At 64.8% G+C, this 24,299-nt stretch carries 22 protein-coding genes; 4 read left to right on the top strand and 18 right to left on the bottom strand.

Features of this window, described 5'->3' with window-relative positions; genetic code table 11:
• Positions 1-79: 79 nt before the first annotated feature.
• From rpe to CLN94_RS07140, 5 genes are all read right to left on the bottom strand, one after another.
• Complete coding sequence (rpe, locus tag CLN94_RS07120) at positions 80-775, bottom strand: ribulose-phosphate 3-epimerase (protein WP_096432597.1); 696 nt, start codon at positions 773-775, stop codon at positions 80-82.
• A gap of 68 nt (positions 776-843) precedes the next feature.
• Complete coding sequence (locus tag CLN94_RS07125; protein WP_096432599.1) at positions 844-2,229, bottom strand: ribulose-bisphosphate carboxylase; 1,386 nt, start codon at positions 2,227-2,229, stop codon at positions 844-846.
• Positions 2,230-2,246: 17 nt separating this feature from the next.
• On the bottom strand, positions 2,247-3,311 hold the full coding sequence (gene fba / locus CLN94_RS07130; RefSeq protein ID WP_096432601.1) for a class II fructose-bisphosphate aldolase: 1,065 nt from the start codon (positions 3,309-3,311) through the stop codon (positions 2,247-2,249).
• A gap of 100 nt (positions 3,312-3,411) precedes the next feature.
• Entirely contained in the window at positions 3,412-4,293 is an 882-nt protein-coding gene (locus tag CLN94_RS07135; protein WP_096432603.1) for a phosphoribulokinase, read from the bottom strand.
• Between the two features lie 3 nt (positions 4,294-4,296).
• Entirely contained in the window at positions 4,297-5,292 is a 996-nt protein-coding gene (locus tag CLN94_RS07140) for a class 1 fructose-bisphosphatase (RefSeq protein WP_096432605.1), read from the bottom strand.
• Positions 5,293-5,394: 102 nt separating this feature from the next.
• Between CLN94_RS07140 and cbbR the strand changes: the two genes are divergently transcribed.
• The 4 genes from cbbR (at position 5,395) to CLN94_RS07160 (ending at position 10,824) form a co-directional block, all read left to right on the top strand.
• Complete coding sequence (gene cbbR, locus CLN94_RS07145) at positions 5,395-6,339, top strand: LysR family regulator CbbR (RefSeq protein WP_096432607.1); 945 nt, start codon at positions 5,395-5,397, stop codon at positions 6,337-6,339.
• 26 nt (positions 6,340-6,365) lie between these two features.
• The gene (locus CLN94_RS07150) at positions 6,366-6,773 is read left to right on the top strand and encodes a carboxymuconolactone decarboxylase family protein (protein ID WP_096432609.1); all 408 of its coding nucleotides are present in this window, start codon (positions 6,366-6,368) and stop codon (positions 6,771-6,773) included.
• Between the two features lie 3 nt (positions 6,774-6,776).
• Complete coding sequence (locus CLN94_RS07155) at positions 6,777-7,748, top strand: quinone oxidoreductase family protein (protein WP_096432611.1); 972 nt, start codon at positions 6,777-6,779, stop codon at positions 7,746-7,748.
• Positions 7,749-8,262: 514 nt separating this feature from the next.
• On the top strand, positions 8,263-10,824 hold the full coding sequence (locus CLN94_RS07160; RefSeq protein ID WP_096432613.1) for a GcvT family protein: 2,562 nt from the start codon (positions 8,263-8,265) through the stop codon (positions 10,822-10,824).
• Positions 10,825-10,939: 115 nt separating this feature from the next.
• On the opposite strand, the gene CLN94_RS07165 is transcribed toward CLN94_RS07160, so the two are convergent.
• From CLN94_RS07165 to CLN94_RS07225, 13 genes are all read right to left on the bottom strand, one after another.
• Positions 10,940-13,033, bottom strand: coding sequence for a hypothetical protein (locus CLN94_RS07165; RefSeq protein WP_096432615.1), 2,094 nt, complete (start codon positions 13,031-13,033; stop codon positions 10,940-10,942).
• A gap of 149 nt (positions 13,034-13,182) precedes the next feature.
• On the bottom strand, positions 13,183-14,358 hold the full coding sequence (locus CLN94_RS07170) for a hypothetical protein (protein ID WP_096432617.1): 1,176 nt from the start codon (positions 14,356-14,358) through the stop codon (positions 13,183-13,185).
• A 13-nt stretch (positions 14,359-14,371) separates the two neighbouring features.
• Positions 14,372-14,764: a hypothetical protein gene (locus CLN94_RS07175; RefSeq protein ID WP_096432619.1), complete on the bottom strand. Its 393-nt coding sequence runs from the start codon at positions 14,762-14,764 to the stop codon at positions 14,372-14,374.
• Between the two features lie 17 nt (positions 14,765-14,781).
• A complete protein-coding gene (locus CLN94_RS07180; RefSeq protein ID WP_143598885.1) occupies positions 14,782-15,366 on the bottom strand; it encodes a hypothetical protein in 585 nt (194 codons plus the stop codon).
• A gap of 41 nt (positions 15,367-15,407) precedes the next feature.
• The gene (locus tag CLN94_RS07185; protein WP_143598886.1) at positions 15,408-15,914 is read right to left on the bottom strand and encodes a hypothetical protein; all 507 of its coding nucleotides are present in this window, start codon (positions 15,912-15,914) and stop codon (positions 15,408-15,410) included.
• A 365-nt stretch (positions 15,915-16,279) separates the two neighbouring features.
• Complete coding sequence (locus tag CLN94_RS07190) at positions 16,280-17,284, bottom strand: response regulator (RefSeq protein WP_096432625.1); 1,005 nt, start codon at positions 17,282-17,284, stop codon at positions 16,280-16,282.
• Entirely contained in the window at positions 17,281-18,621 is a 1,341-nt protein-coding gene (locus CLN94_RS07195; protein WP_096432627.1) for a sensor histidine kinase, read from the bottom strand. The genes CLN94_RS07190 and CLN94_RS07195 overlap by 4 nt, the downstream gene beginning before the upstream one ends.
• On the bottom strand, positions 18,618-19,094 hold the full coding sequence (locus CLN94_RS07200) for a putative pterin-binding protein (RefSeq protein WP_245845137.1): 477 nt from the start codon (positions 19,092-19,094) through the stop codon (positions 18,618-18,620). The genes CLN94_RS07195 and CLN94_RS07200 overlap by 4 nt, the downstream gene beginning before the upstream one ends.
• A gap of 98 nt (positions 19,095-19,192) precedes the next feature.
• Positions 19,193-19,849 (bottom strand): adenosylcobinamide amidohydrolase, encoded by a 657-nt coding sequence (locus CLN94_RS07205; RefSeq protein WP_096432629.1) that lies wholly within the window; start codon positions 19,847-19,849, stop codon positions 19,193-19,195.
• Positions 19,846-20,601, bottom strand: coding sequence for an ABC transporter ATP-binding protein (locus CLN94_RS07210; protein ID WP_096432631.1), 756 nt, complete (start codon positions 20,599-20,601; stop codon positions 19,846-19,848). Before CLN94_RS07210 ends, CLN94_RS07205 begins: the two co-directional genes overlap by 4 nt.
• Positions 20,598-21,593 carry a FecCD family ABC transporter permease gene (locus CLN94_RS07215; protein WP_096432633.1) on the bottom strand — a complete coding sequence of 332 codons (996 nt, stop codon included), beginning with the start codon at positions 21,591-21,593 and terminating at the stop codon, positions 20,598-20,600. Before CLN94_RS07215 ends, CLN94_RS07210 begins: the two co-directional genes overlap by 4 nt.
• Positions 21,590-22,435 (bottom strand): ABC transporter substrate-binding protein, encoded by an 846-nt coding sequence (locus CLN94_RS07220; protein ID WP_342744534.1) that lies wholly within the window; start codon positions 22,433-22,435, stop codon positions 21,590-21,592. The genes CLN94_RS07215 and CLN94_RS07220 overlap by 4 nt, the downstream gene beginning before the upstream one ends.
• Positions 22,422-24,287 (bottom strand): TonB-dependent receptor plug domain-containing protein, encoded by a 1,866-nt coding sequence (locus CLN94_RS07225; RefSeq protein WP_179300260.1) that lies wholly within the window; start codon positions 24,285-24,287, stop codon positions 22,422-22,424. Before CLN94_RS07225 ends, CLN94_RS07220 begins: the two co-directional genes overlap by 14 nt.
• Positions 24,288-24,299 lie beyond the last annotated feature (12 nt).

The raw sequence follows: 24,299 nt of genomic DNA on the forward strand, positions 1-24,299 counted from the left end.
CGAATATGAATGACGGATTGTCGCAGGGCAAGCGGTTAGGGCAGGCGCCTCCCAACGCCGGGGCCCGAACGCGCGGAAATCAGCCTTGGGCCGCCTCGGCGGCGGCGCGGATCGCGCGGATATTCTCGCCGTAGACGCCGGGGTTGGAGACCGAGCCGCCTTTGAACACGGCCGAACCCGCGACCAGCACATCGGCGCCCGCCGCCGCGACGAGGGGCGCGGTTTCGGTGGTGACCCCGCCGTCGATCTGGATGTGGATCGGACGATCGCCGATCATTTGCCGGATCTTGCGGGTTTTATCGACGCCGGAATGGATGAATTTCTGCCCGCCGAAGCCCGGGTTCACCGTCATCACCAGCACCATGTCGACCAGATCCAGCACATCGGCCACGGCCTCCGCCGGGGTGCCGGGGTTGAGGCTGACGCCCGCCATTTTTCCAGTCGCCTTAATGGCTTGCAGCGTACGGTGAATGTGCGGACCGGCCTCGACATGGGCCGTGATCATGTCGGCGCCCGCCTCGGCATAGGCCTCGATATAGGGGTCCACCGGCGCGATCATCAGGTGGACGTCCATGAAGGTCTTCACATGCTTGCGGAAGGCCGCGACGGCGGGCGGGCCGAAGGTCAGGTTCGGGACGAAATGCCCGTCCATCACATCGACATGCACCCAATCGGCGCCCTCGGCCTCGATGGCCTGAATCTCGCGGCCGAAATCGGCGAAATCGGCGCTCAGAATCGAGGGCGCAATCTTGATCTTGCGGTCGAAAGCGGTCATCGGGCGGTCCTTTCGGTCGGGCCTTTGGGGCAGGGCGGCGGGCGCAAAAACGCCCGCCTGTCATGGGCTTATGCGGCGGAGTTGATGCGAAGGGCCTCGCGCCAGCCGGGATAGAGCTTGTCCGCATCCTGCGGGAAGCTTTCAAACGCGCGGGCGAATTCCTTGTGATCCTTGGCGAACTCCACCGGATCTGCCCCCTGTTTCCAACATTGTTCGGCCTGACGCAAGCTGGTCGCGCCCGCCGCCGGCCCGTCAATATGCCCGAACGAGCCGCCGCCCGCCGTCATCACCAGGTTCGAATGCCCGAGGTTGGCAAAGAAGCCCGGCATCCGCAGCGCATTCATGCCGCCCGAGATGATCGGCGTCGTGGGCTTCATCCCGTGCCATTCCTGGCGGAAATAGGGCCCCTCGGCCACGTCGTCGGTGATCATATAGGCCATCAGCTTGTCGGCGGCCTCGCCCTCCATTTTGCCAAAGCCCATGGTGCCGGTGTGAATGCCTGAGGCGCCCTGCAGCCGTGCCATTTTCGAGAGCACAAAGGCGGTGTAGCCGCGCATCGACTGCGGCGAGGTCACGGCGCCATGGCCCGCGCGGTGGTAGTGCAGGTACTGGCGCGGGAAGCGGCGGCGCGCGGTGGTGATCGCGGCCGGGCCGGTGACGTAGCCATCGACCAGGAAGGCCACGTGATCTGCGTTTTCGCCAAAGGTTTCGAGGATGAACTCGCCCCGCGCGATCATCTCGAACGGATCGTCGGCGGTGATATTGGCCGAGAACAGCTTGGCCTGCCCGGTCTTGTCCTGCGCGCGCTTCATCGCATCCGAGACCAGCCGGATCGTCTCTTTCATCGGGGCAAAGGTCTGGTTGCCCTGCGGCTCGTCATTCTTGATGAAATCGCCGCCCAGCCAGAAATCATAGCAGGCGTCGGCAAAGGGCTGCGGGCGCAACCCGAGCTTGGGCTTGATGATCGTGCCGACGATGAAGCCACCATCCACATGCGGTCGCCCCAGCACGCGCCACATGTCGGCGATCGTGGTCGAGGGCCCATCGAACAGGCGCAGGTAATCCGGCGGCACGTAAAAATCGTGCATCTTGGCATATTCCACATCGCCCATGCCCTGATTGTTGCCGATCGCGAGGGTCAGGAACGAGCAGATCATCGCGCGCCCGTCGGTGATGTTGCGATCAAAGAGATCAACCGGATAGGCGATTTTCATCAGCTCTTTCTCAGGGTCGATCTCATAGACCAGCGCATCGACGCCGCGGGTGAAATCGTCGGTGGTGGAGACCTCGACATTGGTGCCCGTCGAGCTTTCGGCGGCGAAATGCGCGGCCGTTTCCAGATAGCCATAGCCGGCTTTCGGGCGCATGACATAGGCCACCAGCACATGCCGGCCACCGGCGATCAGATCGGCCTCATTCAGGTCGAGGCGCGCGTAGCGATTGGATTGATCCATGATTTTCTCCCTTCAAATCAGGCGGTTTTGGGGTCGAGCGCGCCGCTGGCGTAGCGCCGCGCCATGTCGTCCATCGGGATGACGGAGATCTTGTGGGCCTGGCCGGCGGTGCCGAAGGCCTCGAAGCGGGTTCGGCAGAGGTCGCGCAGCGCGTCCATCGCCGGGATCAGGAATTTGCGCGGATCGAACTCGCGCGGGGATTGGGTGGCGACGCGGCGGAACTGACCGGCCATCGCCATCCGGCAATCGGTGTCGATATTGACCTTGCGCACCCCCATCCGGATGCCGCGCACGATTTCCTCGAGCGGCACGCCGAAGGTCTGGGGCATCTCGCCGCCGAATGCGTTGATGATGTCTTGCAACTCCTGCGGCACCGAAGACGAGCCATGCATCACCAGATGGGTGTCGGGCAGCTTCGCGTGGATCGCCTCGATCACGCCCATGGCGAGGATCTCGCCATCGGGCTTGCGGCTGAACTTATAGGCGCCATGCGAGGTGCCACAGGCGATGGCCAGCGCGTCCACCTTGGTCTTGCGCACGAAATCGGCGGCCTGATCGGGGTCGGTCAAGAGCTGCGAATGATCGAGCTTGCCCTCGGCGCCGCTGCCATCCTCGGCGGCGGCCTCGCCGGTTTCAAGGCTGCCCAGAACGCCCAGCTCGCCCTCGACCGAGGCACCGACCCAATGCGCCATCCGGCTCACGCGCTCGGTGATGGTGACGTTGTAGTCATAGCTCGCTGGGGTCTTCATGTCGGCCTCCAGCGAGCCGTCCATCATCACGCTGGTAAAGCCATGACCGATCGCGCTCATGCAGGTGGCCTCGTTATTGCCGTGGTCCTGATGCATGCAGATCGGGATCGCGGGGAACATCTCGGCCAGCGCGGCGACCATGTGGCGCAGCATGATATCGCCCGCGTAGGAGCGCGCGCCGCGCGAGGCCTGCAAGATCACCGGCGCGTCGCACTCCGCCGCCGCCTGCACGATCGCCAGCCCCTGTTCCATGTTGTTGATGTTGAACGCCGGCACGCCATAGCCTTGGTCGGCAGCGTGATCGAGCATCTGGCGAAGGGTGATCAGGGCCATGTTGTCCTCATTCGTTCAGCCATGCGGGCAGAGCCCGCGGAAAGCGGTGCGCGCGGATCGGGCCGCACGGGGCAGGGGCCGTGGCCCCCGGGTTCTTCGGTCAGCCGAGCCGCCCGCGCCTTGCGTCGCGCACGAGCCGCTCGATCAGGGGCGTCAGGATCAGCTGCATTGCCAGGTCCTGCTTGTTGCCCGGGATCACGATGGAATTGGCGCGGCTCATCCACGAGCCGTTGATCATCTGCGTGAGATAGGGGAAGTCGATGCCGCGCGGGTTCTTGAAGCGGATCACCACGAGGCTTTCGTCGGGCGTCGGGATCCAGCGCGCGATGAACGGGTTCGAGGTATCGACCACAGGCACGCGCTGGAAGTTGATGTCGGTCTGGGTGAATTGCGGGCAGATGCAATTCACATAGGAATGCATGCGGCGCAGGATCGTGTCGGTGACGGCTTCGGTGGTGTAGCCGCGGCTGGCGCGGTCACGGTGGATCTTTTGGATCCATTCGAGGTTGATCACCGGCACGACCCCGATCTTGAGGTCGGCAAGCGCCGCGAGGTTCACCTCGTCATTCACCACGCAGCCATGCAGCCCCTCGTAGAACAGCAGATCCGAGCTTTCGGCAAAGGGCCCCCAATCGGTGAAATTGCCGGGCGCGACACCGTATTTCTCGGCCTCCTTGTCGTCATGGACATAGTGACGCGTGCGGCCCGCGCCGGTTTCTCCATAGTCGCGAAACACCCGCTCCAGCTCGCCCAACTCGTTGGCTTCGTAGGAGAAATGCGAGAACCCCGCATCCCCCGCCGCCGAACGCCGCTCCAGCTCCGCCTTCATGTCGGCGCGGTTGAAACGGTGGAACGCATCCCCCTCGATCGAGACCGCCGAGATGCCCTCGCGGCGAAAGATCTGCTCGAAGGTGGTCTTCACCGTCGAGGTGCCCGCGCCCGAGGACCCGACAACCGAGATGATGGGGAATTTCGTCGACATGGATCAGCTCCGGAACAGGCCGCGGGTGGAAAACAGCGCCGAGGCTTCATCCTCGGGCAGGTCGTGATAGGCGGCGACGCGGGCGACCTTGGCCGCGGTACCAAAGACAAAGCCGGTGCGCGCGTGCAGACCGTCGGGCACGGCGCCGAGGATCGGGTCCGCGCCATCGGTTGCGGCGCCGCCCGCCTGCGTGATCAGCATCGCGATCGGCGCGCATTCATAGAGCAGCCGCAGACGCCCGCGCTCGTAGCCCTTGCGCTTGTCGGCGGGGTAAAGAAACACGCCGCCGCGGGTCAGGATGCGATGCGTCTCCGCCACCAGCGAGGCGATCCAGCGCATGTTGAAATTGCGCCCGCGCGGCCCGTCGGCTCCCGCCACCAGATCGTCGATGAAGGCGCGCACCGGCGCCGGCCAATGGCGATAATTCGACGCGTTGATCGCGAATTCCGAGGTTTCGAGGGGCAGGGGGCGCACGTCGTGAATCCGCACGAACTCGCGCCGCACCGGGTCCAGAACCCATTGCTGCACGCCCTGTCCAAAGCTCGCGACCAACATCACCTGCGGGCCATACAGGATGTAACCCGCCGCGATCTGCTCGTGGCCCGGACGCAGGAAGTTCGCCTCGGGCGTCGCCGCCACCGGGAAGATCGAAAAGATCGTGCCGATCGAGATATTCACGTCGATATTCGACGAGCCATCGAGCGGGTCGATCGCCAGCGCCAGCGTGCCGGTGCCCATCGCGACGATGTCGTCCTGCTCCTCGGAGGCATAGAACGCCACCGCCGAGCCACGCAGCGCCGCCATGAACGCCTCGTCGGCAATCACATCGAGCGCCTTCTGCCCGTCGCCGCCCGCATTCGTCCCGGCACTCGCCGCCAGATCGGCTTCGATCGAGCCGCGGGCGATCCGCAGGGCAAGCTCGGCGCCGGTCGCTGCCAGCCGGGTCATCACATCGGCCAGATCAGGCGCCAGCCCGAGACCGTCAAGATCAAGTGACATCGCTCCTCCTCCTAAAAAACGATGTGAATTTGAACCGAGCATTGCCGGAGATGGAATTTTATGAAATTTAATAATTCAGAATATCCATTCAGGTTTCTCGAAATGCCCCGGATCGACGCCCTGACACTCAAGCAATTGCGCGCCCTCGATGCGGTGGCGCGCGGCGGCACGATGGCCGCGGCGGGCGAATTGCTGGGCCTCTCGACGCCTGCAATTCATGCGCAAATCAAGGGGATGGAGGATTTGCTGCAGGTGAAGCTCCTGCGCCGGGCCGAGGATGGCGCGGGGTCCGAGCTGACCGAGGCGGGGCAGGCGCTGCGCGAGACCGCGCACAAGATCGAGGACGCTTTGTCGCAGGCTGGCGCCAATCTCGCGGCGCTTTCGCGGGGGCAGGCGGGCCGGGTGACGCTTGGCGTGGTCTCGACGGCGAAATATTTCGCGCCGCGCCTGGTCAAGCGGCTGCAGGAACGCCACCCCGACATTGAGATCACCCTGCGTGTGGGCAACCGCGAGGCGACGATCGAGGGGCTTGAGCGCGGCGCCTTTGATCTGGCGATCATGGGCCGCCCGCCGCGCCGCCCCGAGGTCGAGGCCGCACCGCTTGGCGCGCATCCCCACGGGCTTGTCGCCGCGCCCGATCACCCGTTGGCGGGCACCGATATCACGAAGGAGGCGCTCTTTGCCGAAACCTTCCTGTCGCGTGAAGAGGGCTCGGGCACGCGCATTCTGATGAGCCGCTGGCTCGATCGGATCGGCGACGGGGCGACCTATGACACGTTGGAGATGGACTCGAACGAGACGATCAAACAGGCGGTGATGGCGGGGCTCGGCATCGCCTTTCTCAGCTTGCACACGGTAATGGACGAGCTGGCCACCGGACGCCTTGTCGAGCTGTCCGCGCCCGGGTTGCCGATCGAGCGGCACTGGTTCCTCGTGCGTCCGCTGAACGGTTATCGGCGTGCGCTCGCCGAACGTCTCTGGGCCGAGATCATCGCGCTAGGTGGCAGCTATCTTCCGGGGGCGATTGACGCGGGTAGGGCGGGCTGACATCCTGCGCGGCAAAGGAGCGACCCATGGCCACGATCAAACCGCCTTCCGACCCCGAAAAAGACCAGAAAGTCAAAGCCGTATTCGATGATATTCGTGCGACCCGCGGGACCGATTTCATCAACAACGTCTGGCGTTACCTGGCCTTTGACCCGGATCTTCTGGCGGCAACCTGGGCCGAGGTAAAAGCGGTCATGGCGACGCCTTCAGCGCTTGAGCCGAAGGTGAAGGAAATGATCTATGCCGCTGTTTCCATTTCGAATTCCTGCGACTACTGCACGCATTCCCACCTCGCCGCCGCGCGCTCCAAGGGCATGACCGAGGCAGAATTCGCCGATTTCCTGCGCGTGGTCAGCTCCGCCGGAAAAACCAACCATCTGCTCAACGGGCTGCGCATCCCCGTCGATGCCGCCTTCCTGAACGAAGAGGAGTAAGCCATGGGCTACGCGATCGCCATTTCAGCGCCGGGCGGCACCGAGAATTTCCGCCGCATCGAGATCGATCCGCCGCAACCCGGCGCTGGCGAGGTCACTGTAAAACATTCCGCTATCGGATTGAATTTCATTGATGTTTATTTTCGGACAGGACTTTACCCTTGGCCGGTTGAGCGTGATCTGGTTACCGGATGCGAGGCCGCGGGCGTGATCGAGGCCGTGGGCGAGGGCGTTGATCTGCAGGTTGGCCAACGCGTGGCCTATACGCTGCCCAACGGTGCCTATGCGACCCATCGTGCGATCAAGGCCGCGCAGGTCGTGCCGATCCCGGATGAGATTTCCGACGAAACTGCCGCAGCAGCGATGCTCAAGGGCCTGACCGCGCATTATCTTCTGCATCACTCTTATCCCGTAACCAACGAAGAAACCGTACTTTTTCACGCAGCAGCCGGTGGCGTTGGTCTGATCGCCGGCCAGTGGCTTGCGGCGAAGGGCGTGCGGGCCATCGGCACGGCCGGAGGCCCCGAGAAATGCGCATTGGCGGCGGCGCATGGCTATGCCGAGGTCATCGACTATCGCAGCACGGATTTCGCGGAGGCGGTGATGGATATGACCAAGGGGGCTGGCGTCGCCGCCGTCTATGACTCGGTTGGACAAGATACGGTGTCGAAATCACTGAAAGTCTTGCGCAAATTCGGAACGCTCGTGTGCTTTGGGCAAAGCTCCGGGCCGGTCACGGATTTCAAGATCAACGATCTCTCGGTCGGCTCGCTGCGGCTGACGCGTCCGACGCTGTTTCATCACATCGCCGAACCTGGCTGGCTGCAAGCAGCCTCAGCGGATCTGTTTGGTATGATCGCATCGGGCAAGGTCAAGATTGAGATCGCACAGCGCTTCAAGCTGGAAGACGTGGCCCAGGCCCATGCGGCGCTGGAGGGGCGCAAGACGACCGGAAGCACGATATTGCTGCCGTAACAGCCGCTGGATTGGCGTTTATATGACATAACATAGATTATACGACATACGTTGACCTTGTGGCCGAACCGCTTTCACGCACCCTGTAACGGGCTTGCGGAACCTGTTCCTCCGCCCATGCGGAAACGCCCAGACGACACATTACAAACTCGTCGGGTTTCGAGCATGTGGTCTGCGGCGCCCGGCACGGGCGACATCTCTCAGCCGGCCCCGAAGTCGGAGCGCCCGCGCGAGCGACACCGCCAGATCCACGCGTCGCATCCCTGCCCCGCGATCTTCGCGGCGCCGTCGGTCGAGACGACTAAGCCGGCAAACCTGAAACCCCGAAGAAATCGCGTATCCGGTGCTCCGCGGCGCTGAGGGCGATGTCGAATGCGCGTGCCGCACCGCCGATAGCGTTCTCTTCTGGCGCGCGCCGGTCGTTTTTTGTGCTGCAAACGCCGGTTGGACCATAGTAGCGGTCCTGTCCGGGAATACTCTGAAACCCAAACTCCTAGAACGACTGGAATCACACATGTCTTCGTTTCCTGAACGCGCAAATGTCGTCATCGTCGGTCTTGGCGGCATCGTCGGCGCCTCGGTCGCGCACCACCTGATCGAGCGCGGCTGGGACAATATCGTCGGCATCGACAAGTCCGCCATTCCCACCGATATCGGTTCGACCGGCCACGCCTCGGACTTCTGCTATTGCACGAGCCACGACCTGCTGAGCACCTGGACCACCATGTACTCGGTCGATTTCTATGAGAAAATGGGCCATTACTCGCGGATCGGCGGGCTCGAAGTCGCGCGCGTCGGCGATGACATGCGGATGCAGGAACTCAAGCGCCGCTGCGACTCGGGCCGCGCCTTCGGCACCCGCGTGAAGATGATCAGCCCGGCCGAGGCCAAGGAAAAATTCCCGCTGCTGGAAGAAGATCAGATCCAGGGCGCGATGTGGGATCCGGATGCGGGGCTCGTGATCCCGCGCTCGCAGACGGTTGCGGGCAAGCTCGTGGATGCGGGCGAAAAGGCCGGCAAGCTGAAGGCTTTCGCCAACACCCCCGCGCTGTCGCTGATCGTCGAGGATGGCCGCATCAAGGGCGTAAAAACGACCCGCGGCACGATCATGGCCGATTATGTCGTCGTCTGCGCCGGTCTCTGGGGGCGCCTGATCGCCGAGATGGCGGGCGAAGACCTGCCGGTGATGCCGGTCGACCACCCGCTAACCTTCTTCGGGCCCTATGACGAGTTCGCCGGCACCGGCCTCGAAATCGGCCGCCCGCTGCTGCGCGATCAGGGCAACTCGGCCTATATGCGCGACACTGGCGACCCGGCCACGACCGAAGGCGGCCAGATGGAATGGGGTTACTATTACGAGAAAGACGTGCGGATGGTTCACCCGCGCGACATCCTCGAAAAGGAACAATCCCGCCTCTCGCCCTCGATGCGCGATCTCGTGCTGGACGATGTGATCGAGCCGCTGGAACGCGCGATGGAGCTGACGCCGATCCTGGCCGAGCTTGGCTTCAACGAAAGCCACTCGTTCAACGGGCTGCTGCAGACCACCACCGACGGCGGCCCCTCGATGGGCGAAAGCCGCAAGCTGCGCGGGCTGTGGTATGCCGTCGCGATCTGGGTCAAGGACGGCCCCGGCATGGGCAAGCTGATCGCCGACTGGATGACCGACGGGCGCACCCATATCGACCATCACGCCATCGACTATTCGCGCTTCAACGACTTCCAGCTGAAAGAAGATTTCATCTGGGGCCGCTGCGAGGAAACCGCCGCCAAGATCTACAACCCGCCGGTGCACCCGCGCGAGCCTTTCGGCAACGGTCGCGGCATCCGTCGCTCGCCCTTCTATGAGCGCGAGGTTGAGCTGGGCGGCTATTTCATGGAACTCGGCGGCTGGGAGCGCGCGCATGGCTACGCCGCCAACGAGCACCTGCTGGAGAAATATGCCGATCAGGTTCCGGTTCGCGAAAACGAGTGGGACAACCGCCACTTCTGGCGCGTATCGAACGCCGAGCAACTGGAGATGAGCGCGGATTGCGCGATCATCAACCTGTCGCACTTCCATATGACCGACATCGCGGGCCCCGATCACGTGGCGCTGATGGAATATCTTTGCGCGGCAAAAGTCGGCGGCGACAACAACATCGGCAAGGGGATCTACACCCACATGCTCGATGACGAAGGCAACGTGCGCGCCGACTTCACCGTGTTCCGCATGGAAGACCGCTGCCGCCTGGTGAATGGTGCCGATGCCGGCCCGCGTGACCTGATCTACATGCAGCGCATGGCGCAGGACATGGGGCTTGACGTCACCATCACTGACGTGACCGAAGACTTCACCACCATCGGCATCTGGGGCCCGAACGCCCGCGAGAACCTGAAAAAGGTGGTCGCGGACCCGGAGATGCTGGAAAAAGAGAACTTCCCCTTCGCGGCGATCAAGACCATCGAAATCGCGGGCAAGAAGGTCTCGGCCTTCCGCATCTCTTACGTCGGCGAACAAGGCTGGGAGCTGCACATGCGCTACGAGGACGGCCTTGCCGTCTGGGACGCGCTGCGCGGCGTTGGCGTGATGGCCATGGGTGTCGAGACCTATGCGAACTCGCGCCGTCTGGAGAAATCGCTTCGCCTGCAAAACGCCGACCTGCATACGCAGTACAACCTTCTGGAAGCCGATCTTGCGCGCCCGAAGGTCAAGGAGGCCGATTTCCGCGGCAAGGCGAAGCACCTCGAATACCGCGCGCGCGAGCACCAGCCCGCGATGCTCTGCACGCTGGTGATGACCGACAATATCGACAGCAAGGGCGTCGCGCGCTACCCGGTGAACACCATGCCGGTGATGGACCCGGAAACCGGCGAAGTTCTGATCGACGAACTGGGCCGGCGCTCCTACACCACCTCGCAGGCCTTCGGTCCGACGATCGGCAAAAATATCATGCTGGCCTATCTGCCCTGGGATTACTGCCAGGTCGGCCGCAAGCTGAACGTCACCTATTTCGACGAGACCTACCCGGTCGAAGTCGCGGGTGTCGGCTACGCGCCGCTCTACGATCCGGAAAACCTCAAGCCGCGCAGCTAAGCTGGCTTCGGGATATATGGGCTAAATCAACTCCGGCGGGCTTCCGCCGGAGTTTTTCATTGCGCGCGGTGCGCACCTTTTAAGAAACGCATGGTTGCTCCGATCCCGGGCGTCCTCAGAGCAGCCAAGTCTCACCATCCGCGAAGATCAGCTCGTCAATATTGTAGAGATCGATATACCGCCCATCGCCCGCGGTCAGGGAAATGCCCGACCGACCGGATTCATCTGTCACAGCGGCCATGGTAAGATCCGAGGCATTCAGTTCGAGCAGGATCACCCTGTCATACTCGTCTGCGCTATCCACATAGCTCCCATAAACAGACAGACGCGATGTCGAGCCCGGAGCCGGGGCGTTCAGCGCCAGCGACAGGGTGTCGTCGCCTGCTCCAAGCGAAATGACGCCTTCGGTGCCTCCTGGGTAGAATTGAGTCAGATCGTCTCCCGGCCCCTCAAACGGCGGAATATAGAGCGAGGTGATCGTCGAGGTATCAACATGGATCACATCATCACCATCTTCACCAAAGATTTTCAGGCTCACCTTGGTCGCCAGTTCGACCGACGGGTCGCTTTCCAGAACGAAACTCAGACGGTCGTCGCCGCTCCCGAGATAAATGCTCGCGTCCGACCTCAATTCACCCGACAACGCGCCGTTATAGGTGAGATGAAGGTCCACCACGTCATGGCCCGAGTCGGTATCGATCTCGGGACTGAACCATGCACGGGTCATGGCATCAGCCCGGATCACCACCTGATCGCTCTGCGCGCCGGTGTCGATGGAACTGCCGTAGAAAAGCATCTCGTCAGCGCCCAGCATCTGCAGGATCACGACATCCTCGCCCCAGCCGGTGTCGATCTCATTCAGGGCGAAAAACTGTTGGAGCGGATTAGTCAGCTCGAAAACCAGCGTATCGGCACCCAGCCCCAGTCGACTTTCGGCTGTTTCGTCAGTATTGAGCGTATAGCCCCCAATCCCCCCGGCGCTGATATAGCGCGTGTCATCCCCGAGCGTGTATTCCAGCATCGGCGCGACCTGTGCCGGGTCGGTGTAGAGGATGCCAAATAACGTTTTGGTCCCGTAATCGAGAATATCCGCGGGATCGAAACTGATCGAGGATAGGTCGATCTCGCCATCTGGCCCCAGGACAGAGGCGCGCACCGAGCTCGTCGCGGTTCCGTGCATGGTCACATCAACGGTCACAGTGCCTGCGGAAACCGCCCCATGGCTGTCGACGGCACGCAATTCCACCTTGGCCCAACTTTCTTCGTCAGAGGCAAACCCGACAGGCAGCCCCTCAGGAGAAATGACCAACGAACTGCCTTCGGTCGAAATGCCGAAGGGGAACCTGTAATTACCGTAAGTCTGCGTGATCGAAACGACCTCGTAATCGAGCGTCGAACCGTCATCGTCACTGTCGATATCAGACCCGAGCGCGGACAGATCGAACCGCCATTCCCCGGTATCGTCGGCCACGAAGGATGCAGTGCCGCGAATTGTCGGTGCGTCATTCACGCCGGTGACGACCAGATCGAACGTCACCTCGCGGGTCTCCGTGGCCGTGTAGCCAAAGAAATCCTCGGTCGAGGTGGTGGTCACATAAAGCGTCACCGTCTCGATCCAGACCTCACCCTCGGCCAAAGACGCGCCCGCCTCGTTATATTTGAAGGTGAAGTCATAGACTATCTGCTTCGACTGTGGGCCCGATTTGTAATCGCCGTTGGTAAAGCTGTCAGTGTTGTAGTCAACAGTGATCCGGCCGTATTCGGTCGTTCCGGTCGAGGTCCCAATCGGCGAACCCACCTTTACTGCAACTCTATTATCGTCGAGATCGCGGACCATGAACGAAAAGGTTCCACTCTCATCCTCGGTCACCGCGAAGGTTTCGGGCACCCCGGTGATTTCCATCGGCAGGTCTTCGCCCAGAACGATGGTCGCGTCGTTGAATTGCAGGATTTCGATGCCGCTCAGAAGGTCGACCCCGGTGCCGCCCGAAGTATCGGTCAGCTTCCAGTCTATGCCCTTCTCGATCGAGCGCGACCAGTCGTAATCCCAGACCGAGCCATCGAGGACCAGCGTATCCGTTCCCGACGATCCCCTGACGATGTCATCCCCCGCCGTCGAGATCAGCGTATCGTCGCCGCGCGTGCCGCGGAGCGTGGTGCCTCCGGTATCGCTTCCGGTGTCATTCCCACCCTTCGTCGGTTTCGGCATGGCAAAATCCTTTACGCTCAATACACTTTGGACAATTACGTATGGAAACCTTAGGCGATGCAGCCGCCTATCTCAAGGTTTCAGCCCGACTTCCGAGCGCTAAAAGCTTCCGCCCAAATCGACGGCCTTCGGGTCCGGCGCAGTCGGTGCTACGCGCTGATCCCGTGCATCATTTTCGTGATCGCCGCGTCGTAGACCGGGTGATCCAGGGGCGAGCTGGCCTGAACCTCAAGCGTGAACTGGCCATTCGTCAGCCAGGCCTGATGCAGAACGGTCTCCGGAGCCTCCTCGGATCTGGCAGCCTGCGCCCCCGGCCCGAGCCGCCGCAGCGCAAAGCCGCGATAGCCACCGGGCAGAACAAGGTCGGGCTCCTGGTCGAGCAGGCGCAGCCCCGCAAGTCCGCTCCAGCGATCACCGACGATCTCTTGCAATGTCTTCTCGATCCCGCCCGGGCGCAGATAGAGGTTGAACAGCACATCCGGCGCGCCCTGCGCGCGCAGCAGGTTCCAGCCTGCGGGGCCGCTATAAGGCTGCGGCTCGCTTTCATTCATCACGGTCCCGAGCAACGGCACTTTCTTCGCCGTACGCTGGCACACGGTGACCTCCCATCCCTCGGGCACGCGCAGCGACACGCCGGTTTCGCCATGCAGATACCAACCGGGTTCGGTCTCGGTCTCGGGCGCGGCAGCCGGCGTCGCGGCTTCGGCAGGCATCGGTGCGGGCTCTGGCGCTTCCGTCAGAAACGCCTGCGTCTGTGCGACCTTCGACGCCGTCAGCCCCGTGCGCCACGCCCTGATCCGCTGGCGCAACGCGTTCGGGTCGTCCTGGCCATGAAAGCCGATCAGCGGATGATCCGGGCCGCGCCGAAACCCGTCCGGCACGCCATGATCGTCGGATTTGCGCGGCGAGCGCGCCCAGTAAACCGTATCGCCCTCGATCTCCAGCCGCGTCTGGTCGAGTTCTGCGGGCGTGAGGCTGCGCACCACCCTGCCCCCAAGGATCGACAGCAGCCGCCGGTCGGTGATCGCATAGCTCCAGAGCGGGCCGCGCCGCATCCAGTCGCGCTGCGCGATCAGCGCGGCGGCCACAATTGCGGCCAAGGCGGGCAGGTAACGCATTGCGTCGCTCGACCCGGCAAGCGCGGGAAAGGCGCCATCCAGAAGCCCTGCCGCCAGCGCAACCCCAACCGCCACGAGCCCGCCCAAGACCGCGAATTGCGGCGGGCCAAAGAAGGTGCCCTTGCGCGGCGCACCCTGCCAGAGCACCTGCTCTCCGGGCAAAAGATGCGCGGCGATGCGCGGGTCGATTTCGGAGGTCGGGATCATCGGGGTACCTCGTTCATTGCGCGAAGTAGCGTGGCGGCAGCGCGGCGCCCGGACATCCCGCGGCCAGGCCTTCGGCCAGAACCGGCCCCTCGCGCCGCAGCGTTTGCGCGGCAAAGACCGCATCGAACGGGCCGCCTTCGGGCCCTTTCGCGGCCGCCGACACCGCGCGAGCCGAGGGCTTGCTGCGCGGGTCGGGCCAGCTGTCGCGCGCATCCGAAATGCCAAGCCCCGCCTTCGTCGCCGCCAGCTTGATGCGCAGCATATCGACCTGCGCGACGGGCGTGCCCACCTCGTCGCGGCTCAGCGCCTCGTCGATCTGTTGCAGCAGATCCTGCAGCGTCGCGCAGGGATCGACGGGCGCGGCGCTCAGGGGCAGGCCGAGGCCAAGCGCCAGCACAAGGGGCATGAGTTTCAGCGCGCCCCTCATGGGTTCGCCCGGTTCAGCAGCACCGCCCGGCGCGCGACGACCGGAACGCCATTGGCCACCACATCGGCCTGAAACGCCCCGTAAAGCGTATTCGGGTCCAGCAGCATCAGCCGCATGGTGAAGGTCATCTGCGCGCCATCCACGGTGGCGGTCGAGTTGCCGATCACGCGCGGCAATTCGAGCTGGTCGCAGCCCGCGACCGCCAGCGCCGCATCGTCGGGCTTGAGCAGCGGGTCCTTGGCACCGGGCGCCGGGCGCGCCTTGTCCGACCCCGTCCAACGCGGCTCCTCGGCGCGGCGCATCACCATCGGCTGCTGCGCCTCGGGGTGATCCAGAACCATCTCGGCCCCTTCGACCGAAATGAACACCTCATCCGCCGCAGGGTCGGAAGGGAACGGCATCACCATGCCCCCCATCTCGACCCAGCCCGCCATGTGCCGGATCGTCCAGGCCCCGACCATCGCCTGCGCCTGCGCGGGCCAGACATCCGACCCGGTCTCACCGCAGAACGGTGAGGTCTCGGCCAGGGCCGGGCCACCAAGCGCCCCACAGAAAACCAATGCCGCCGTAAACCGTCGCATCACATTCCCCCGCCCTGACAGGAAAGCCTTATCAACCGTGCTCATTCGATCCGCGGCACCACCGCCTCGACGCGCAGCGACATCGGCATCGTCACCGAAGCATCGCGCTCACGGCTGTACAGGGGGCCGCGCGTCAGCGTGCCTTCGAGCGTCCCGGAAACAGCCATCATCTCGCCGTCGAAGCGCATTTCCTCGGGCGTCCAGACCAGGCCGCTTTCCAGTTCCGCGTAATAGGCGGTGCCCTGCTCGGTCTTGCTCAGGACGATCACCGTCACGTTGTAATAGGGACCATTGGCGAAGTTGGACGCCTCGATCCCGATCGCGGTGGTGCCAAACCCCGCCGCAGGCAACAGATCCGCGGCCATCAGAGAAATGCTCCCGCCGGTGCCGCCGGTGCCATAATCGTCGTAATCCGACTGGCCCGCCCAAAGCGCCGCCTCGACGGGCTGGCCATCGACCGCGCCCGAGATCGTCCCGCCCGGTTCAAGCGCCACGACGGGGCCGGCAAAAGCCGCAAGAAATACCAGAGAAATCAATGCAGCCTTCATGCTGCGGGTCTCCTTACACACAGCTCGACCGAGTCCACGCAAGCGACCCAGAGTTGTTCCGTGACGCCCGCACAGGAAATGCACCGATGCTCCAACCGACCCTGTTCCCTGCTCCTGTCGCCGCGACCCAAGCCGACACAAGGCCGACGCGCGCCGCAAATTACAACAACAGGAAAGGGACCGACTGGAGCATCAGCCCGATATCATCTGAAATCGAGATATCCCACATGTGAACATCCCGTGCCGAAGCACTTCTGAAAAGTCTCGCAACGCGGCACTCGTTACCTGAATTCACGGGTGCTCATTGCCGCGCTGCCTCAATACGACTCAGGATGGCATGAACCGGGGCGGTGCGCCCCCCCTGTTCAGAGGGGAAGCACCGGCGGAAGCGACAGGATCAGGGCGATCAGGTCGCTTTGCCGGTTGGTTTCCGTCTTGGAAAACAGGTTCTTGAGGTGAAACGTGACGGTCGTCCCGGAAATGCCCAGCCCGCGCGCGATCTCGTCGGGGCGTTGGCCGTGGGCCAGAAGGCTGGCGATCCGCGCCTCGGTCGGGGTCAGCCGAAAGGCCCGTGCGAGCAGGTCGCTATCGGGCACGTTGCGCTGTGCCGGATCGACGATCAGAACCAGCACCGCCGCCTGCCCTTCGGCCTTTCCGGCAAGCGGTCCGACCAGCAAGATCAGATCGCGCGCACCATCGCTGCGCGGCACGCTGACCGGCTCGACGCCGCGGATATCGCCACGCAGGCAGCCGTCGACCACCTCGCGCAGCTGAGAGTTCTCGGCGCAAAGCAGACGTGTGCCGATGCGCAGGCCGCTCTCGTCATTACACAGCGCGCGCGCCGCGGCATTGGCCTGCAACACCATCCCGTCACCGTCCAGAAGAACGATCCCCGGCGCCAGCCGATCGATCGCGGTGCCCCCGGACGCAACCGCCGCGCGCAACGCCGAGCGCGCCTCGTCAAGGCGCGCTCCGACCGCCGCCCGCACCCGTTCCACTTGCCGCAGATGCGCCGCGATCGTGGCGAGCATTACCTCGTAATCCACTGGTTTTACGAGATAATCATCCGCACCCGCGCGCTTGCCGGCAAGGATATCCGTGCGCGCGCCAAGCGCGGTCAGGAACAGGAATGGCACATCCGCCAGATCGGGCCGATGGGTCCGCACATGCGCCATCAGCCCCGGCCCATCGAGCCCGGGCATGCAGATATCACAGAGGATCAGGTCGGGCCGCGTATCGTCCAGCAGGGCCTTCGCCTGCACCCCGTCGACCGCGCGGACCACCTCATAACCGGCCTCGTGCAGCTCGGCCGCGATGTCTTCGCGCAGCGAGGCCTCGTCCTCGCAGACCAGAATGCAGGGCGTCGTCATGCCGCCTCCTCAACCGGGGCGCGCGCGCGCAACCAGAGCGTGAACACCGACCCGACCCCGGGCCAGCTTGCGACCTCGATCGTGCCGCCTTGCAACTGCGCCAGCCGCCGCGCCGTCCAGAGCCCGATCCCGCTGCCATCGCCCCCGGCATGCGGCCCACGCCGGAACCGGTCGAAGATCCGTTCAAGATCCTCCGCCGCGATCCCCGGCCCCTTGTCGACCACCGCGCAGGCGACCCGCCCCTCGGCCTCGAATATCCGCAGCACCACTGCCTCCGAGGAATGGCGCAGCGCGTTCTCCAGCAGGTTCATCACCGCATGCAGCGTCAGCCCCGGATCGAACCAGGCCTCAAGCGGTTCCCGCTCAGCCTCAAGGCGCAGCGCACGCCCCGGATGACGCGCGCCCAGATCCTGCAACAGCAGCCGCAACGGCGCGACAAGATCATGACGCGCGCAATCGGCGACCTTCTGGTCATTGTCGATCTGCCCGCTCAGGAGCGCCGCATCCACCAGCCGCGTCAGGTCCGAGACGGTGTTTCGGATCGTCTCAAGTCGCGTGCTTTGCTCAGTGGGCGTGATCGTGCCCTGCCGGCGCATGATCCGCTGCGCCGCGCTGTCGATCACCGCCAGCGGCGTGCGGAACTGATGCGAAACCACCGCCGCGAAATCGCGCCAATAGGCGCCTTGCGCGCGTTCCTCGCGCAGATCCTGCTCCAGTCGCACCGCATTCAGGCGCAGCTCTTCGGCGCGCAGCAACTCGCGCTGGTCACGTACCAGCCGCCAGCCCAGATAGCTTGCCATTGCAAGCCCCAAAGCGAGCGACAAGATCACCTGCGTCACCGCCCCGCGATAGGTCTCGAGCCGCTCCGAAACGCCTTCCCATTCGAACATCATCGCGCGTGTCGCCGAGCGGTGCAGCGGCTCGCGCAGGGTTTCGAGCGCCTGCGCCAGCTCGGTCGCACGTGCCTCGGTCAGGGGCGCGCGGTTCGGGTCGAACGCAAGCACCGCAGCAGAGGGCGCCGCCACCGCCTGCGCCTGACCGATATCCTCAAGATAGCGCTGCTGCGGCCCGTCTTCGAGCAGGTGCAGACGGCTCGCCAGAAGGTCGAAACGCTCAGCGATGGCCGGGTCCGAGGGCGGCAGCCGCGCGAGCAGCGCATCAAGGCGCAGCAGTTCAATCTCGGCCTGCCCGACGACCCAGAGCATGTTCACCTCAAGGCTCAGCCGCATCGACTTTTCAATCGTCGTCAGCCGCACCAATCCGAAAATCAGCAGCCCCAGGCTGAGCAGCACGATCCCGAAGGGAAGGCCCGTATGGAGACGCCGTTTCGGCGTCATTGCGCCTCGACGCGGGTCAGTTGCCAGACCCAGCGGAAGTCATAACGGATATCTTCGAGCTCGGGGAAATCGTCGCGCGGGTAGACGATCCAGACCGGCCCCTTGTCGCGCGGGGTCAGCGCCTCGCCATTCATTGCCGTGGCCGCGAGAACGTCGAAGCGGGTGAAATCCGTGGTCGGGATCTCGATTTCGTAATCGTTGAGCGCGATCGCCAGAACGGATTTCGCCTCGACCCCGGCAGCCTTAAGCACGTCACGCATCAAGGGGCCGGTGAACCGCTGCGGCCCGTCGGTGACGCTGGTATGTGTGACGATCTCGTGCTGGGGCAAGGCCTCGAACGCGGCCACGTCAAGCTCCGCGACGCTGCCATCGGCCCGCAGGAAAGTCAGCAGATGTTCGGCCCGCGCCGCCGCGCCGCTCGCCATCAGGCCCAGCACGACAACCCCCGAAAAGACGCTCCTGATACCTGCCACAAACACACTCCGGATCGCTGAGATGATCTCTGCGACGAAGATGAAAGCAATTTGCCGCAACGGCAATGCAAATCTTAACACTTTTTCCCGAGGTCGCCTTAGCGCGCCGCCTGCGCGAGGCTGATCTGCTCGGTGCGCGCGCCTTCCGAGACCGCTTCAAGCACCGCCCGCCCGATCGCCTCGCCAAGCGCGGTATGCAGCCCGGCAAAGGCCAGTTCGGGGCCGGTTTGCGCCGAGGCGAGCGCGATGCAATCCGTGCCCGTCCCCGAGGCGATGCCACCGGGCAGCTGGTGCCCCTCGGCCAGGATCGCGGCGGTGCGCGCCTCGGTGATGATCGAGAGCGCCTCGAGCTGCGCCGACTGGCTCAGCGCGGCATGGACCTGCACGGCGATATTGATCGTGCCGTAGCTTGCGGGCGGCGCGGCGCGGCGCGACCCGACCGCCTCGATATTGCCCAGCCCGACCGTGGCCAGCGCCTCGACCGTCACCCCCTCGACCGTGACCTTGCGATAGTGATGATGGCGAATGTCGCGCGAGGTCAGGAAACAGACCGCCGGCGCCGCGCCCTGCCCCGCGACCTCTTCGGCGAGCCAGGTTTCGGCGTCGAATTCTTCGGTGAGGTCGGCATTGCGCACCTCGCGCCAAAGGATGCGCTCGGCCAGAACCAGCCCCGGCCGATAGGGGCACCAGGACAGAACCTGATGCGGCGCACCCAGATCCGCCGCAAGCCAAGGCTGCGCGCAAGAGACCTTCATCGGCCGATCACCGAGAGCGGCTGAAAGATCGGGCCCTCGTCGCGCCAGTCGACATGGGCGCGCAGGTGGAACACCTCGGCAAGGTTTTCCGGGCTCAGCACATCGCGCGGCGCGCCATCGGCCACGATCCGCCCGCGCGCCATCAACACGAGCCGCGTGCAATGGCGCGCGGCCAGCCCGAGGTCGTGAAGCGAGGCGATCACCGTGCCCCCCGCGCGCGCATGGGCGGCAAACACCTCCATCACGCTGATCTGCGCCGCAGGATCGAGCCCCGCAGTCGGCTCGTCCGCCAGCAGAACCGGCGCCTCTTGCGCCAGCGCCCGCGCGATCAGCACGCGCGCCTTTTCGCCGCCCGACAGCTCGGTCGCGGGGCGGTGGCGCAGGCCTTCGAGCCCCATTTCCGCGATCGCGCGTTCGATCGCCGCGCGGTTCTGCGCGGGCGTCGCCGCCGGATGCGGCATCCGGCCAAGCGCCACCACATCCTCGGCGGGCATCGGCCAGGCGATCTCGCGCTCTTGCGGCAGGAAGGCCGCGTGGCGGGCGCGTGCCTCGGGGCGAAGCGCGCGTAGCGAGTTTTCACCGCTCGACGGCAAGAGCCCGAGGATCGCGCGCATCAGCGTGGTCTTGCCCGCGCCGTTCGGGCCCAGAAGCCCGACGAACTCACCCGCCGCGACCGAGAGATCCGCTCGATCGACGACCGGGCATTCGCCGCGCCGCACGCTCAGGCTGGAAAGCTGGAGGACCGGGCTCATGCGATGTCCTTCCGGCGGCGCAGGATCAGGTGCAGGAAGAAGGGCGAGCCAACCAGCGCCGTCAGCACGCCAAGCTTGAGGTCGCGGTCGGGCGCGATCACGCGCACCACGATATCGGCGGCCAGAACCACCGCCGCCCCGCCAAGCGCCGAAGCGGGCAAGAGCCGGGCGGGGCTTGCGCCCACCGCGCGGCGCAACAGATGCGGCACGACAAGACCCACGAAGCCGATCGCGCCCGCGACCGCCGTCGCCGCCCCCACCATCGCCGCCGTCGCGAACACCACCCAGAGCCGCAGCCGCATCAGGTCGACCCCCATCGAGGCCGCCGCATCCTCGCCCAGCGTCAGCGCATCCAGCCCGCGCCAGGCCCGCGTCATCATCAGCATCCCGCCCAGAATGAAGGGCGCCGCCAGCCCCACATGCAGCATCGAGCGATCGGCCAGCGAACCCATCATCCAGAACATGATCTCGGAGGCGGCAAAGGGGTTGGGCGAAAGGTTCAGAACCAGCGAGGTCAGCGCCGAGGCGAGCGCGGAAATCCCGATCCCGGCCAGGATCAGCGTCTGGATCGCGCCGCGCGGCCCCGCGAGCGCGAGGATCAGGAGAACCGAGATCAGCGCGCCCAAAAGCGCCGCCAGCGGCAGCGCCAGCGCGAAGGCCGCGGCAAGGCCGGTCTGCAAGGCCAGAACCGCGCCAAGCGCCGCCGAGGCCGAGGTGCCGATCAGGCCGGGCTCGGCCAGCGGGTTGCGCAACAGCCCCTGCATTGCCGCCCCCGAAAGCCCCAGTGCCACGCCCACCAGCACGCCCAGAATGGCGCGCGGCAGGCGCACCTCGCGCATCACCAGCGTGACCATCTCGCCCTCGCCGCGAAACAAGGCGGCCAGCGAGTCGCCCAGCCCGATCGCCGCCGGGCCGACCAGCAAAGACCCCGCGAACAGCACCAGCACCGCCGCAAACAAGGCCATCAGGATCAGGGAATAGCACCGCGTCATGAGCCCGCCTTTTCCAGTGCTTTCCGCGTGTCTACAAGACCGCGCAGCGCGTGGATCACCTGCGGCGTGCCACAGATCCAGTCGTTATCGCTCAGGTCCGGGGCGGCGACGCCCTGCCCCAGCGCATCAAGCGCCGGATGGGTCAGGATATCCTCGGAGCGCGAGCGCCCCGGATAGGGCGTGCCGCGCACCACCAGATCGGGCATCGCCATGATCAGAACCTCAAGCGGCAGGTTGCCGCCCCCCGCCAGCCCCGCCTCGGCGGCGGCATTGCGATAGCCCGCAGCCTCCAGCACCTGCCCGGCCAGCGAATTGCTGCCAAGGCTGTAGCCATTGGCGTAGTAAAGCGCGGCCAGCGGCAGCACCTGATCTTCGGGCACCGAGAGGGCTGCCAGATCGGCCTCGAACCGCGCAACCAGCGCCTCGGCCTCAGCCTCACGGCCGATCGCCCCTCCGACGATGCGGATATGATCGGGAATTTCGCTCAGACTGCGCGCAGGCTCCAGCGTCACCACCGGCACGCCCAGACGCTCGAGCAGGTCAACCGTGGCCTTGGCGGTATAGCGCCCCGCCAGCACCAGATCGGGCCGCATCAGGAACACCTCTTCGGCCAGCCCGTGATTGACGGGATAGGCCTCGGCCTCCTTGGCCATGGCCGAGGAATAGGGATCGGCGGCAAGGTTCGACACCGAGACCAGCTGCCCTGGCGCGGCCATCATCATCGCCAGCTGATCGGTGCAAAGGTTGATCGAAACCACCCGCCGCGGCGCATCCGCCGCGACAGGCTGGGCGAGGCCAGCGACAAGCGCCAGCCCCGCGAGCATATGTTCAGAACGACGCACGGACCCCAACATAGAGCGCGCGGTCCGAGGTGCCATAGCCGGAGGTCAGCTGATATTCCTCGTCAAAGAGGTTCTCGACGCGGAGATAGGCCTCTTTGCCCTCGGCGAATTCATAGCCAAGCGCGAGGTTCGCGACGGTGTAATCCGCGAGCCCGTTCGGACGGTCGGCGACATGCTGCAGCGAGAGCGTCGAGGACAGCGCATCGTTGATCGCGTAATCGGCGAAAAGGCTCAGGTCGTGGCGGGCCACCGCGCCCCAGCCCGTCGAGATCGAGCTGTCGGTGTAGGTGTAGCTGCCACCCAGACGCAGCTTCGGCGCAACCAGATAATCGCCCGAAATCTCGACGCCCGAACGCTCCGAGTCGCCGTCGACCTGATTGTAGCAGCCATAGTCCTGGCCGCAGACCGTCGCCGCGCTGTCAAACCCGATCAGGTTCTCGGCCTTGAGGTGGAACGCCGTGAGGCGCAGCGCGGCCTTGTCGCCAAAGCGCTTCTCGATCCCGATCTCGGCCGAGCGCGATTCTTCGCGTTCGAGCAACGGGTCGCCATAGGGCCCGTAAAGCTCGTAAAGCGAGGGCGCGCGGAACCCGTTGCCGAGCGAGGCGCGCAGCAGCAGGTCGTCGCTGAAGCGGTAAACCGCCGCCAGCCGCCCCGAGGTGAAGCCACCGAAATCGGAATGGTCATCGTGGCGCAGCGAGGCGGTGACATCGAGATTATCCCCGAAGGCATAGCTCAGCTCGGCAAAGACGCCATTGGTGCGGGTGCTCTCGCCATGCGCCTCTTCCTCTTCGGTATCGGCACCGAACACGAGCCGCCCGTTCAGGCCCAGATCGGTCGCGCCCTGCCAGGCGAGCTTCTTGCGGGTGCCGAAGAAATCGTCGCACCAGCCGTTCGAGCACGAGGTCCGGTCGATGTCATAGAAGGTGAAGTCGAGCTTCTGATCGACCGCGCCGGTCGCGAATTCGGCAAAGAGGCGCGCGCCCTTGGTGTCACGGATCGTGTAGTCGTCGCCCGGCGTGCCGGCCACGAACATCGGCTCCCAGACGCCCGGCGAGGTTTCTACCCACGAGGTCGCGCCGACATCGCCGACGAAATCGTCGAACTCGCCATGGGTATCCTCGACAAAGCCGTTCACCCCGATCTTGAGGTCCGGCGTGACCTGATAATCGGTGTAGAAGCTCAGCCGGTTGGCGCGGTAGCCATCGGCCTCGAAATTGCCGTCGTTCTCATCGCGCGCCGAGAACCCGTCGGTCGACAAATGCGAGGCGGTCAGCGCGATCTCGCCCTTTTCGGTTTTCGTCGCGTAGCTGTAGCTGAGCTTGCGGGTGTTGTAGCTGCCGACCTCGGCGGTGGCCGATTGCTCGGTGCCGATCTCGGTCGCGCGCTTGGTGGTGATCGAGATCGCCCCGGCCACGGCCTGCGAGCCGTAAAGCGCCGAGTTCGAGCCCTTGAGCACTTCGATGCGGCTGATGTCCGAGGTGGTCAGCGTGCCGAAATCAAAGGCGCCCTGCCCGGCCGCCGGGTCGCCCACCTCGATGCCGTCGACGATCACCGGCACGTATTGCGCGGGCGCGCCGCGCAGGTAGAGCGAAGCGGTGGTGCCGATCGGGCCGCTCATGCGGATCGAGATACCCGGCAGGGTTTCGAGGTAATCCGCGACGCGGGTCTCACCCGATTTCTCCAGCGCTTCGGCGGTGATCACCTCGACCGTCGCGCCCGAGCGCTTGATCTCGGTTTCCTCGCGCCCGGCCGAGAGGGTGATCTCGTCCAGCTCGTAGATTTCCTCGGCCAGAACCGGCGCGGCGGCGATCAGCGCGGTTCCCATCAGCAATGCGGCGTGCATGGCTTTCATTGTCTTCGTCCT

Origin of the sequence: Pseudothioclava arenosa (assembly GCF_002358085.1) — a bacterium.
In the GTDB taxonomy this organism is placed as follows: domain Bacteria; phylum Pseudomonadota; class Alphaproteobacteria; order Rhodobacterales; family Rhodobacteraceae; genus Pseudothioclava; species Pseudothioclava arenosa.